Genomic DNA, 13,087 nt, shown 5'->3' with positions numbered 1-13,087 from the left:
TCGAGGTTGCCCATGCGTGTGTTGAAACTGGGCCTGGTGCTGATGCTGTGGCTGTTCGCCGTCAGCGCCCGGGCCGAATTGACGTTCCCGCCGCTGAGCGGACGCGTGGTCGATCAGGCACAAATGCTCGAGCCAACGGTGCGCGCGCAACTCAGCCAGCAATTGCAGGCGCACGAACAGGCCACTGGCGAGCAATTGGTGGTGGTCACGCTGCCGGACCTGCAGGGCACGACCATCGAGGATTTCGGCGTTCAGCTTGGTCGGCACTGGGGCATCGGCCAGAAGGACAAGAACAACGGTGCGCTGCTGATCGTCGCCCGTGACGAGCGCAAACTGCGCATCGAAGTCGGCTATGGCCTGGAAGATCGCCTGACCGATGCGCAGTCGTCGGTGATCATCCATCAGGTCATCACCCCGGCGTTCAAGACCGGCAACTTCAGCAAAGGCATCAGCGATGGCGTTGCGGCGATGCTGGTGGTATTGGGCGGCAATCCGCTCGATGAGCCGTCCACGGTGTACGAATCCAGCGGCGACCCGGCGGATGATTTCATCTCGCGGCATCCGGCGCTGTTCATGTTTCTGGTGATGTTGTTCATCCTGACGGTGTTTGTCTGCCAGATGCTCGGTATCCTGCCTGCCGGTCGGGGCGGCTCCGGAGGAGGGGGCGGTTTCGGCGGTGGCGGCGGCTTTGGCGGCGGTGGCGGAGGCGGTGGCTTCAGCGGTGGCGGGGGCAGTTTCGGCGGCGGCGGTTCGTCCGGCGGCTGGTGAGATCAAAAGAATAATGAGCAGGCACTTTTCGACATGGCATTACTGACTGAACACGAACAACGCAAAGTCGCCGAGGCCATTGCCCGGGTCGAACGCGACACCGACGCCGAGCTGGTCACGGTGCTCGCTGCCCGCGCCGACGATTACGCGTACATCCCGCTGCTCTGGGCCAGTCTGCTGGCGCTGGTGTTGCCGGGCATCGTGCACTACCTCACGGGCTGGCTGACCCTGCGCAGTCTGTTGCTGGTGCAGTGGGGCATGTTCATCGTCCTCTGCCTGCTGTTTCGCCTGCCAAAGATCACCACCCACCTGGTCCCGCGCCGCGTGCGCCACTGGCGCGCCTCCAACCTGGCGCGGCGGCAGTTTCTTGAGCAGAACCTGCACCACACCGTGGGCAGTACGGGCATGCTGATTTTCGTCTGCGAGGCTGAGCGCTATGTGGAGATTCTGGTGGACGAGGGGATTTCCAAACGGCTGGATAACAGCAACTGGGATGCGATCGTCGCGGCGTTTACCGAACAGGTCCGCCAGGGCCGCACGCTGGAGGGGTTTGTCACCTGCGTAGAGGCCTGTGGCGAGTTGTTGAAGGTGCATGTGCCGGTGACGCAGGTGCGGAACGAGTTGCCGAATCGGTTGGTGGTTCTGGGCTGATATTCCTTCTCGCTTGAGATCCAGACCCTCACCAGCCCTCTCCCAGAGGGAGAGGGAGCCGACCGAGGTGTTCTGTCGAGTTCCGCCGACCTGAAATGCCGAGTCGAACTCAAATCCTGACAGCCATAGTCGACTCGGTCGTTCAGGTCGATGTCGAGCGCAAGACACCTCGATCGGCCCCCTCTCCCTCCGGGAGAGGGCTGGTGTGAGGGGCTTCTGGACCGTTGGGTAAATAAGAGGGTGTCCCCAATCCCCATCCCCCCTAAAATACCCGCCATTCCCGATTCCGCCCGTCCGAGGCCGTTTGTCCATGTCCGTTACCGCACCTTCCGCGCCGTCCGCCAGACCGGCCCCAGATCACCACGCCCAGTTCATCGAGCTGCTGCAAACCAGCCTCGACGACAACGGCTTCATCAAACTGGTGCTGGCCAAGTACGTCGGTGAAGAGGCGGATCTGCAGCGGGTCATCATCAAGCCGGTGACGGTCAAGGCGCAGCCGTGCCTGTCGTTCGTTTATCGCTACAAGACCCGCGACATCACCAAGAACCTGCCGCTGAGCGAGGGCGTGGCGCTGATTGCCGGGCTGCTGCCGACCTCGTTCAAAAATGCCCACTTGCTGGCGCTGACCGACGAAGCGCAGCTGGAATACAGCAAAAAAGGCAAGAGTTCGCTGTTCAAGAGCAAGCCTCAGCAATTGCGCGAAGCGCCGTCCGCCGAGCACAACCGCGAGAAAAACCGCTTCCTCGAATTGAGCCGCCCGTTCCTCAAGGACCTGGGCGTGACCAACGCTCAGCATGAACTGATCCCGGCGATGTCGCGCAAGTGGAAGCAGATCAACAAGTTCATCGAAGTGTTCAGTCACGCCTTGACCTCCTCGCCGCTGGCGCTGGACAAACCGGTGCGGGTCGCCGATTTCGGTTCGGGCAAGGGCTACCTGACGTTTGCCATTCACGACTACCTGCGCAACACCCTGAAGGCCGAGGGCGAAGTCACCGGCGTCGAGCTGCGCGAAGAAATGGTCAACCTGTGCAATGCCGCAGCGGCGAAGCTCGAGCATCCGGGGCTGGTGTTCAAATGCGGTGACGTGCGCACAGTGGCGCCGAGCAAGCTGGACGTGATGATCGCCCTGCATGCGTGCGACATCGCCACCGATTACGCGATCCACACCGGCATCCGCTCGGGCGCGTCGATAATCATGTGCTCGCCGTGCTGCCACAAACAGATCCGCCTGCAGATCCAGAGCCCGGCGCTGCTCAAGCCGATGCTGCAATACGGTCTGCACCTCGGCCAGCAGGCGGAAATGGTCACCGACAGCCTGCGCGCGCTGTTCCTCGAAGCGTGTGGTTACGAGACCAAGGTCTTCGAGTTCATCTCGCTGGAACACACCAACAAGAACAAGATGATTCTCGCGGTGAAACGCACCGAACCGGTCGATCCGTCGCAGCTGTTGGCGAAGATCGAAGAGCTGAAAGCGTTCTACCACATCAGCGAACACTGCCTGGAAACCCTGCTGCGCGCCGACGGCTATATGCCTTGAGAGGCAGCTGCAAGCTTCAAGCGGCAAGCTGCAAGTGAAGCATGACGCTGGTGTGCCTGATTTGGGTGATCCTGCTTTTTCTTGCAGCTTGCAGCTTGCAGTCGGCTCAGGCGACAGATCGCAGGTGCTGGTCTTTACTCTGAAGCGCGAGATCTCGCAATCGCCCCCAAGGAGGAACAGGCATGTCCGGATGGTACGAAGTGAGCAAAAGCAGCAACGGCCAATTCAGGTTCGTGTTGAAAGCGGCGAATGCCGAAACGATTCTGACCAGCGAGCTCTACAGCACCCGCGCCGGTGCCGACGGCGGCATTGCTGCGGTTCAGAGCAACAGCCCGCTGGATGAGCGCTACGAGAAAAAGTCGACCAGGGATGGCCATCCCTACTTCAATCTCAAGGCGGCCAATCACCAGATCATCGGCAGCAGCGAGTCGTATTCATCGGATGGCGCCTGTGACAAGGGCATCGCCAGCGTGAAGGCCAACGGCCCGACCACAGTCATCAAGGACAAGACCGTGCCTGTGCTCTGAGGGCACCGAATTCCCTTGTAGGAGTGAGCCTGCTCGCGATGAGGCGATCAGATCCAACTCAGATGTCGCCTGTCGGACCGCTATCGCGAGCAGGCTCACTCCTACAGTTGGAATACATTCCATTGTGGGAGCGAGCCTGCTCGCGAACGCGTCAGCCCGGCCAATATCAAACCTCAACCGGTACCGACAATTTCGGATCACCGAGGGCATGGCTCTTGGCATCAAAAAACCGCAACTCAACCCCGGTACCTTCAAACACCTTGGCGTAGTGACGCTTCTGATGCTGGATGAACGCCGCGCTGCGCGGATAAATCGAGATCGCCACGCACTTCGGGTTAGCCAACCGCAGCGCGCGTACCAGATGCGCATCCTGCTCGCCCAAGGCATGGCCGAAGATGCACAGGCTGTCGCCATGGGCCAGTAACTGCTCATAGCAGAACGACAGATAATCCGAGCTGCGAATAGTCTTGAGCTTGTCGGCGCTCGGTCCTTCGGTGACGAACAGCGGCACGTCATCCAGCGTCTTGATCGTATTGTTGATCGCGAAACTGCCGAGCAGAGTGCCCTCGGTCGAAGTCAGTTTGCGCGCGGTGCCGTCTTGATTGCGCACCAGATGCAGACCACCGTGCAGGTACAGCAGGCGCGGTTTGTCCGTGGCGCTTTGGCTCAGGTCGAAACTGGCGTCCGCGCCGTTGAACAGATCGTCGATGGCTTCGCCCGGGTGTTGCAGCGCCCAATAGTTGAGCAGGTCGTAGTTGGTGGTGAACACCGTGCGATAGCGCGCCAGTTCTGCATTCAGCACCGTCAGCGTCGAAGGCTGCACCAGCCGCCACGGGATGTGCACCGCGTGCACGGTGTTGATCAGCGCTTCCTTGATCGCGTAATAGCGATTGCGCGGCGCCGCCGAGCTGACCGCCAGGGCCTTGTTGACCCGGCTGGTGGTTTTCAGGGCGCCCAGCACTTGCTCGAAGCTGCGGGTTTGCAGCGCGTCGAATACTGCCAGTTCCGATGGGCTCAGCGGTTTCTCTTCGACCGTACGGGCGTTTTCGAACAGCGAGTCGTAGCCGAAGTCATCCCATACCGCGCGACTGGCGCCGTTGCCCACCAGCAAACCGCTGAAAGCGGTCGTGGTGCGCAGGGCACTCCAGTCTTCGAGGGTGGCGTCGACATTGAGAAAATCGGTCATTGCGTGGGCGGTCTCAAAACAAAGGGCAGATGGACGGCGACTTTATCACGAGCGGACATTGAGCCAGATCAACATTGCTGGTGACCGATCGGTCGATGCTGTGTGCACCCGCCGAATCGAGGCAGTCGATCCGGCTCCAGTCAGGAGACACACGATGAGCAGCACCTTCTTCATTCCGGCGGTCAACATCATGGGCAGCGGCTGCCTCGATGAAGCGATGCTCGCGATTCGCAATTATGGCTTTCGCAAGGCGCTGATCGTCACCGACAGCGGGCTGGCCAAGGCCGGCGTGGCCGCAATGATCGCCGAGAAACTGGCGATGCAGGACATCGATTCGGTGATCTTCGATGGCGCCAGACCGAACCCGAGCACGGCCAATGTCGAATCGGGTCTGGGGCTGTTGAAGGAAAGCCACTGTGATTTTGTCGTGTCACTGGGCGGCGGCTCGCCGCACGATTGCGCCAAGGGCATTGCCCTGTGCGCGACCAATGGCGGGCAGATCGGCGATTACGAAGGCGTCGATCGCTCGAGCAAGCCGCAATTGCCTCTGGTCGCGATCAACACCACCGCCGGTACTGCCAGCGAGATGACTCGCTTCTGCATCATCACCGACGAATCGCGCCACGTGAAAATGGCCATCGTCGACCGCAACGTCACGCCGCTGCTGTCGGTCAACGACCCGGAGTTGATGGTTGCGATGCCCAAGGGCCTGACCGCCGCCACTGGCATGGACGCACTGACCCACGCCATCGAAGCCTACGTTTCGACCGCCGCCAACCCGATCACCGACGCTTGCGCGCTGAAGGCCATGAGCCTGATCAGCAGCAACCTGCGCCTGGCCGTGCGCGACGGCAGCGACCTGGCGGCGCGGGAGAACATGGCTTACGCGCAGTTCCTCGCCGGTATGGCCTTCAATAATGCGTCGCTGGGTTTCGTCCACGCCATGGCGCATCAACTGGGCGGCTACTATGACTTGCCCCACGGCGTGTGCAACGCCGTACTGTTGCCGCATGTGCAGAGCTTCAATGCGCTGGTCTGTGCTGATCGACTCAGGGATGTCGCTCACGCCATGGGCGCGGATATTCGTGGTTTCAGCGCGGAGGAGGGTGCGCAAGCGGCGATCCATGCCATTCGCAGCCTCGCCAAAGACGTCGAGATTCCCGGCGGACTGCGTGAGCTGGGCGCGAAGCTCAGCGACATCCCGGTGCTCGCCGCCAATGCCTTGAAAGACGCCTGCGGACTGACCAATCCGCGAGCGGCGGATCAACGCCAGATCGAAGAGATTTTCCGTAATGCGTTTTGAGTGAGGGCGCGAAGGCGAGCGACGCCGAGCAGTTCATCGCCTGTTCGTGCCGCGACGGTAAATGTCCGCACACGGCCCCAATCTGAAGTTTCGCCGGCAATGTTGTGAACAGCGGATATCCGGTACTGCCCGACGGGCAAGCGGTGCTCAGCCGGGGTTGCCCATTTTCGGTCGCTTTCGACCCGGGCCCGGGCAATCTCCAGGCCGGTGTCCAGATCGAAAATACTGACGAAACCTTCGGCCCGTGTGACATCTCCCGAAAACACCGGAGGCGCGGCAACCTGTGCTCCCTCTATCGGTTCGAGAACGAGCGGGACGTCGATGGCGGGCCGCAGTCGCACCTCATATGCGCGCTCGTCACTCCATTGCGACGTGTTGCCTGCGTATGTCTGGTGTGCGTGAATCCTTTGCTGGCCCTGAGCCTGAGCGCCGCTGATGCTGAATGCCCATCGTCCATTTGCGCTGACCTTTCCTGCGCCGAGCGAATGGGTATTTTCAATGTTCCAGACCTGCACAAGCGCATCGGGTATGCCGCTGCCGAGCAACAGTGTTGCAGGCCCGGTCGTGCTGCCCTGTTCTGGATAGGTGATGGTCGGGGCCGGTGGCGGTTGTGAAATTTGCTCGTCGCGAGTGCTCATCGTTCTTCTCGTCTACGGCGGATATGAACGCTGAGGTTGGCATGACGTGCCTGACTTAGAACCTGTAAGAACTACCAGTTCTTCAGGCTTTTTTGATCGGTGAGTAATTTCGTTTTCTTCTGAAAAACTGTCATTTATGTCAGTTGTCTGCAATGGCTTCTTCAGGTCGAATGCTCCGGACAAGGGGATCGAGTCGATCTCTTCAAGAGCATACGAACATGTCGAACTCCGCCGCGGCAAACTCACCAAACGCGCAGTCAGCCGGGGAGCTCGATGAGCTGTTTGGGCAACGAACGCTCGAATTTCCCGGCGCGAGCAAAACCATTGGCAGAGGCGTGGCGATCACCCCGTCGGGGCAGATCATGGTCAGCGCAACGGTCGAGCAGTCGGGCCATTCGTACTACGGCCTCGCGCGTCTGGATGGCAATGGAAATCCGGATCCGGCCTTTGGTGATGGCGGCTATCTCTGCGGCCAGTTCGGTACCGGCCTGCTATCGCAAGGCGGATCCTTGATCGTTGATGCGCTCGGACGGATCTGGATGTGCGGTGTGGTCGGCGTGGTCACAGACAAGGCTTTGGAATACCAGCAAGTCATCGCCCGGTTTTCCCCCGACGGCTCGCCGGACATCGAGTTCGGCGGCGACCGGAGCGGCTATCGGATTGTGCCCATGCGTATTCCATCGCTGGGCGGTGCCACGCATGGGCATCTGATTCTGGCGAAATCTGTTCCACAGGTGACCGAGCCGGACAGACTGCTGTTTGTCACCTCGCAAAAGGGCAGTGGCTTGCTCACGCGGCTGCATTTCGACGGCTCGGACGATTTGACGTTCGCTGCCAACGGCTGGATGCCCCTGACCCTGCCGAGGGTGGCCATTTCCTTGCTCGGGATCGTCCAGCTCGGCAGTGGGCTGATTCTTGTGCACGGCAAAACAGAAATAACCAACCAGGGATTGGTCATGGCGTTCGATCACAGCGGCAACCTCGCAAAAGCATTCGGCGACGAGGGGATTTTGCTGCTGAATATCCAACGGGATGGCAAGCCGCTTGAAAGCAGCGTGGCGGAGATTGTTGTGCAAACGGCAGCGCGCCTGCTCCTGCTTGGTTCGGCGGTCGAGTCATCTGAAGGTGAGAAACTTCAACATGCGTTCATCAGCGGTATCACTTACACCGGTGCGATGGATGAAACGTTCAATCGCAAAAATCCTGTGATCACCCCAGCGACAGGGGCACTGGACCTCAGGCAATGGCAAGCGGGTTTCGCGCTGGACGATATCGATGGCCAACGGATCGTTGCGGTCGGACAGACCTCGGGCAGCACGCGTGGCTTGCTGACGGCGGGCTTTCTGGTTGACGGCGCGGAGGATGATTGTTTCGATGTCGACGGCGCGAAGGATATTTCGTGGCCCGCCATCGATGCCTGTGCGCAAGGCTCTTCGATCCTGGTGTTGGGTCGCAAGGACGACAGCGCGAAGTTGGTCCGCTTGCTGACCGCCTCTGCGACGAAACGCCGTGACAGCACTGGCCTTTGAGCAGGCACAGGTAAAACCGGGCTATCCTGCCGACTCGAATGAACCTGTCTTCGAGTCTCCCATGCTGCAAAAAAACCTGATCCGCCGCCTCGACCTGATCACCCTGCAACTTTTTGTCGCCGTCCACGAGGAAGGCACGCTGACCCGTGCGGCTGCGCGCGAAGCCATTGCGGTGTCGGCGGCGAGCAAGCGTCTGATGGAATTGGAGGAGGCGCTGGGCATCGCACTGTTCGTGCGCCAGGCCAAAGGCATGGTCCTCACCGCGGCCGGTGAAACCCTGCTGCACCATGCGCGGCAGATGCTTTTCAACGTGGAAAAAATGGGCCTGGAGCTGGGTGAGCACAGCCACGGGGTGCGCGGTTACGTGCGCATGCTGGCCAATCTTTCAGCAATCATTCAGTTTCTGCCCGAAGACTTGCGTGACTTCTCTGCGCAGCATCCGCAGGTCAAGACCGACCTTGAAGAAAGGCCTAGCGCCGGGGTGATTCAGGGCGTGCTCGATGGTGTCGCGGACCTCGGCATCTGTTCCGATGACAGCGATACCAAAGGCCTGCACAGCGTGTTGTACCGCCAGGACAAACTGGTGGTGGTGATGCTCCCGGAGCATCCGTTGGCGACGCGCGAATCGGTGACCTTCCACGAAACTCTCGACAGTGACTACGTCGGTTTGCACGCGGCCAGTTCGATCAACATGCGCACCCATGCGGCGGCGCGACAGGCCGGCAAAGTTCTGCGCATCCGCATTCATGTGCCGGGATTCGATGCGGTGTGCCGGATGGTGCAGGCGAACATGGGCATCGGCATTCTGCCGCAGCGAGCCTATGAGTTGTTTGGTCAGGCGCTGGGATTGCGGGCGGTGCCGCTGACCGATGCCTGGTCGGACCGTGCGCTGATAGTAGTGGTGCGCGATGAAGCGGGATTGTCGCCGGTGAGCCGAATGTTGTTTGAGCATTTGCGTGCGCCGTAGATCTTCATTGCGGCTGATGGCCTCTTCGCGAGCAGGCTCGCTCCTACAGGGGATCTGGGTGAACTCAAATCTGTGGGCGACGCAAAACCTGTAGGAGTGAGCCTGCTCGCGATGGCTGACCTGAGGTCACCGAAACTTTCTGGAGCATTCGCATTTCGCGAACGCTCATTGCCGAGAGACGGCTGGATTGTCCAATCATCGTTCCTCTAGCCTTGGCCACCTATTCCAAGAACAAGAGGTACACCGCGATGACTGCCCCTTTGAGTGCAATCAAAGTGATCGAGATCGGCGCCCTGATCGCCGCGCCGTTTGCCGCGCGCATGCTTGCCGAGTTCGGCGCCGAGGTGATCAAGATCGAAGCCATGGGCCAGGGCGACCCGCTGCGCAAATGGCGCAAGCTGCACGAAGGCACGTCGCTGTGGTGGTACCTGCAATCGCGCAACAAGAAATCCCTGGCACTCAACCTCAAATCTACTGAAGGCATCGAACTGGTCAAGCAACTGGCCGGCGACGCCGACGTGATCATCGAAAATCTGCGCCCCGGCGCGCTGGAAAAACTCGGTCTGGGCTGGGACGTGCTGCACGCCTTGAATCCGAACCTGACCCTGGTGCGTATCTCCGGCTACGGCCAGACCGGCCCGTACCGCGACCGTCCCGGTTTCGGTGCGATTGGCGAGGCCATGGGCGGTATTCGCTACACCACCGGCAATCCCGATTCGCCACCGGCGCGGGTCGGCGTCAGCCTCGGCGATTCGCTCGCCTCGCTGCACGCGGTGATCGGCGCGCTGATGTCGTTGTTGCGGGTCAAGACCGGGCAGGGCGGCGGGCAGATTGTCGATGTGTCGCTGGCCGAAAGCGTGTTCAACGTCATGGAAAGTCTGGTGCCGGAATACGACATGCTTGGTCATGTCCGCGAACGCAGCGGCGGCGCCTTGCCGGGTATCGCGCCCTCCAACACTTACCTCACCGCCGACGGTGCCTACGTGGTGATCGCCGGCAACAGCGACCCGATCTACAAGCGCTTGATGCACACCATCGGCCGCGCCGATCTGGCCGATGCAGAGGAATTTGCTCACAACGACGGCCGCGCCGCCAAGAGCGGATTGCTCGATGCGGCCATCACCCACTGGACCAGCAGCCTGCCGATCGACGAAGTTCTGGCCGCCCTCGAAGCCGCCGAAGTGCCGGCCGGGCGCATCTACTCGGTGGCCGACATCGTCGCCGATCCGCACTATCAGGCGCGGGAAATGCTGCTCAATGCCGAGCTGCCCGGCGGCGCAACGGTGAAGATGCCCGGCATCGTCCCCAAGCTCTCGGAGACCCCCGGCGGGGTGAACTGGTCCGGGCCGAAACTGGGCCAGCACACCGACGCTATTCTGGCCGGGCTGGGCCTGACTGAACTCGATATCGAACGCCTGAAAGGCCAAGGGGTCGTGCAATGATCACTGACTATTCGCACCAGCTGATCGTCCAGGAAGTCTCGCCCCGCGACGGTTTGCAGATCGAGCCGACCTGGGTGGAAACCGCTGACAAGATCGCCCTGATCGATCAACTGTCGCAGGCCGGGTTCAGCCGCATCGAAGCCGGCTCCTTCGTTTCGCCCAAAGCCATCCCGGCCCTGCGTGACGGCGAGCAGGTGTTCACCGGCATTCAGCGCCAGCCGGGGGTGATCTACGTGGCGCTGATCCCCAATCTGAAAGGCGCACAACGGGCAGTGGCGGCGAAGGCCGATGAGTTGAATCTGGTGATGTCCGCCAGCCAGACCCACAACCTCGCGAATATGCGCATGCGTTGCGAGGATTCGCTGGCAGCGTTCGCTGACATCGTCGCGTTTGTCTGCGGCTCGGGTGTACGCCTCAACGGCAGCATCGCCACCACCTTCGGCTGCCCGTTCGAAGGCAAGATTGACGAGGATCGGGTGCTGCAGATCGTCGACGCTTATCAGGAACTCGGCATTCAGGGCATCAGCCTCGCCGATACCACCGGCATGGCCAATCCGCGTCAGGTGGATCGTTTGGTACGGCGTGTTCTGCAGCGGGTTTCGCCGGCCGATCTGACCCTGCATTTCCATAACACCCGTGGCCTCGGTTTGTGCAACGTGCTGGCCGCTTACGAGGCCGGCGCACGGCGCTTCGATGCGGCGCTCGGTGGTCTTGGTGGTTGCCCGTTTGCGCCGGGGGCGTCGGGCAATATCTGCACTGAAGACCTGGTGAATCTGTGCGAGGAAGTCGGCATTCCCACCGGGATCGATTTGCCGTTGCTGCTGAAACTCTCGTGTGGCTTGCCAGATCTGTTAGGCCACGAAGTCCCCGGCCAACTGGCCAAGGCCGGGCGCAACTGCGACCTGCACCCGATCCCCACCTGATACACATCAATCCCTTGTAGGAGTGAGCCTGCTCGCGATAGCGGTGTATCAGGCGCCGCATAGGTTGCCTGACACACCGCCATCGCGAGCAGGCTCACTCCTACAGTTGAAACCGCATACCAGACAACAAAAACAATCGGACGCCCATCGGCAGTCCGCCTGGAGAAAAGCTATGAGCCTCAATGTAATGGAGGCGGGCGTGAGTCCGTCCGTCGATCACGACGCCGAGAAAGCCCTGGTCAGCAAAGTCGCCTGGCGCCTGATGCCGCTGATCATGGTCTGCTACCTGTTCGCTTTTTTCGATCGCATCAACATCAGCTTCGCCAAATTCCAGTTGCAGACCGACCTGAGCCTGAGCGACACCGCGTACGGCCTCGGCGCCGGGCTGTTCGTGGTCGGTTACGTGCTGTTCGAAGTGCCGAGCAACATGATGCTGTACAAGGTCGGCGCACGGCGCTGGATTGCGCGGATCATGATGTCGTGGGGCGTGGCAACGGCGGCGATGGTCTTCGTCAACAGCGAATGGCAGTTCTATGCGCTGCGCTTCGTCATCGGCGCGATGGAAGCCGGTTTCGCCCCCGGCGTGCTGTATTACCTGACGCTGTGGTTTCCACAGCACTTCCGTGGCCGCATCACGTCGATGCTGTTTCTCGCCTCGGCATTCGCCGGACTGGTCGGCGCGCCGTTCTCCGGGCTGGTGCTGCAACACCTCGACGGCGTGTTGCAGATGCGCGGCTGGCACTGGCTGTTCCTGCTCGGTGGCGTGCCGTGCATCGCGCTCGGTTTTCTCGTGCTCACCCAGCTCAAAGACCGCATCGAGGATGCGCACTGGCTGACCGCTGACGAGAAGAAATTGCTTTCCAGCCGCATCGCCCATCACGAGCCGCACAAAAGCGGCGGCTCGTTGCTCGCGGCGCTGAAAATCCCCGGTTTCCTGACGTTGGGTTTGATTTACTTCCTGATCCAGGTCGCGTCCTACGGCCTGAATTTCTGGGCGCCACAATTGATCCGCAGCGCCGGCACCGAAAGCCCGGTGATGATCGGCCTGCTGACCGCCATTCCCTACATCTGCGGGGCGATCAGCATGGTCGTGATCGGACGCTTGTCAGACGCCACCGGTGAGCGGCGCAAGTTCGTCGCCGGGCTGGTGATCGTCGGCGCGATCGGCTTCTTCAGCGCGGGGATCTTCGCCAGCCACACGACATTCCTGATCGTCGCGCTCGGGCTTCTCGGTGCGGGCATCATCGCTTCGATCCCGAGCTTCTGGACCCTGCCACCGAAGTTGCTCGCAGGTGCCGGTGCCGGCGCGGCAGGCGGGATCGCGGTGATCAATACCCTGGGGCAGTTCGGCGGGATCGTCAGCCCGGTCATGGTCGGACGCATCAAGGACCTCACCGGCAGCACCACCCCGGCGCTGTACGTCATCGGCGTCGCCGCGCTGATCGCTGCAGCATTGCTGCTGTGGGGCTTGCCGCAGAAGTTGCGGACGCTGGACAAGTATTGAGATTGGCGGCGTCTGTGATGACGCCTTCGCCAGTCGGCTCGCTCCCACATTTGGAATGCGCTCTCCTGTGGGAGCGAGCCTGCTCGCGAATTCCGACTTCAGACGCATGAGA

Annotated in this window: 12 protein-coding genes; 10 read left to right on the top strand and 2 right to left on the bottom strand. The window is 61.2% G+C overall.

The genetic code is table 11. The annotated features are described in order from the left end of the window. The first annotated feature begins 12 nt into the window (after positions 1-12). The 4 genes from BLU71_RS14890 to BLU71_RS14875 all read left to right on the top strand — a co-directional run bounded on the left by BLU71_RS14890 (position 13) and on the right by BLU71_RS14875 (position 3,483). Positions 13-768, top strand: a complete 756-nt coding sequence (locus tag BLU71_RS14890; protein ID WP_042608172.1) for a TPM domain-containing protein — start codon at positions 13-15, stop codon at positions 766-768. 33 nt (positions 769-801) lie between these two features. Further along, positions 802-1,419: a TPM domain-containing protein gene (locus BLU71_RS14885; RefSeq protein ID WP_016771315.1), complete on the top strand. Its 618-nt coding sequence runs from the start codon at positions 802-804 to the stop codon at positions 1,417-1,419. Positions 1,420-1,729: 310 nt separating this feature from the next. Beyond that, positions 1,730-2,956 carry a class I SAM-dependent methyltransferase gene (locus tag BLU71_RS14880; protein WP_065615218.1) on the top strand — a complete coding sequence of 409 codons (1,227 nt, stop codon included), beginning with the start codon at positions 1,730-1,732 and terminating at the stop codon, positions 2,954-2,956. 182 nt (positions 2,957-3,138) lie between these two features. Further along, the gene (locus tag BLU71_RS14875) at positions 3,139-3,483 is read left to right on the top strand and encodes a YegP family protein (protein WP_083353389.1); all 345 of its coding nucleotides are present in this window, start codon (positions 3,139-3,141) and stop codon (positions 3,481-3,483) included. A gap of 166 nt (positions 3,484-3,649) precedes the next feature. On the opposite strand, the gene BLU71_RS14870 is transcribed toward BLU71_RS14875, so the two are convergent. Continuing rightward, positions 3,650-4,669 carry a DUF4917 family protein gene (locus BLU71_RS14870; RefSeq protein ID WP_083353388.1) on the bottom strand — a complete coding sequence of 340 codons (1,020 nt, stop codon included), beginning with the start codon at positions 4,667-4,669 and terminating at the stop codon, positions 3,650-3,652. A 154-nt stretch (positions 4,670-4,823) separates the two neighbouring features. Here BLU71_RS14870 and yiaY point away from each other — a divergent pair, with 154 nt between their 5' ends. Continuing rightward, a complete protein-coding gene (gene yiaY / locus BLU71_RS14865) occupies positions 4,824-5,972 on the top strand; it encodes an L-threonine dehydrogenase (protein WP_083353387.1) in 1,149 nt (382 codons plus the stop codon). On the opposite strand, the gene BLU71_RS14860 is transcribed toward yiaY, so the two are convergent. Then, positions 5,933-6,610 (bottom strand): hypothetical protein, encoded by a 678-nt coding sequence (locus BLU71_RS14860; RefSeq protein WP_173867346.1) that lies wholly within the window; start codon positions 6,608-6,610, stop codon positions 5,933-5,935. The two genes, yiaY and BLU71_RS14860, sit on opposite strands and share 40 nt — an antisense overlap. Before the next feature lie 218 nt (positions 6,611-6,828). Between BLU71_RS14860 and BLU71_RS14855 the strand changes: the two genes are divergently transcribed. From BLU71_RS14855 to BLU71_RS14835, 5 genes are all read left to right on the top strand, one after another. Continuing rightward, positions 6,829-8,139 (top strand): hypothetical protein, encoded by a 1,311-nt coding sequence (locus tag BLU71_RS14855; protein WP_156889236.1) that lies wholly within the window; start codon positions 6,829-6,831, stop codon positions 8,137-8,139. 61 nt (positions 8,140-8,200) lie between these two features. After that, positions 8,201-9,106, top strand: a complete 906-nt coding sequence (locus BLU71_RS14850; protein ID WP_064362625.1) for a LysR family transcriptional regulator — start codon at positions 8,201-8,203, stop codon at positions 9,104-9,106. A 248-nt stretch (positions 9,107-9,354) separates the two neighbouring features. Continuing rightward, positions 9,355-10,548, top strand: a complete 1,194-nt coding sequence (locus BLU71_RS14845) for a CaiB/BaiF CoA transferase family protein (protein ID WP_083353385.1) — start codon at positions 9,355-9,357, stop codon at positions 10,546-10,548. Further along, positions 10,545-11,471 carry a hydroxymethylglutaryl-CoA lyase gene (locus BLU71_RS14840; protein WP_083353384.1) on the top strand — a complete coding sequence of 309 codons (927 nt, stop codon included), beginning with the start codon at positions 10,545-10,547 and terminating at the stop codon, positions 11,469-11,471. Before BLU71_RS14845 ends, BLU71_RS14840 begins: the two co-directional genes overlap by 4 nt. 172 nt (positions 11,472-11,643) lie before the next feature. Continuing rightward, positions 11,644-12,975 (top strand): MFS transporter, encoded by a 1,332-nt coding sequence (locus BLU71_RS14835; RefSeq protein WP_083353383.1) that lies wholly within the window; start codon positions 11,644-11,646, stop codon positions 12,973-12,975. Positions 12,976-13,087 lie beyond the last annotated feature (112 nt).

This window comes from Pseudomonas moraviensis, from assembly GCF_900105805.1.
GTDB lineage: Bacteria > Pseudomonadota > Gammaproteobacteria > Pseudomonadales > Pseudomonadaceae > Aquipseudomonas > Aquipseudomonas moraviensis_A.
The sequence above is the reverse complement of the archived record's forward strand: the minus strand, read 5'-3'. Positions and strand labels throughout refer to the sequence as shown.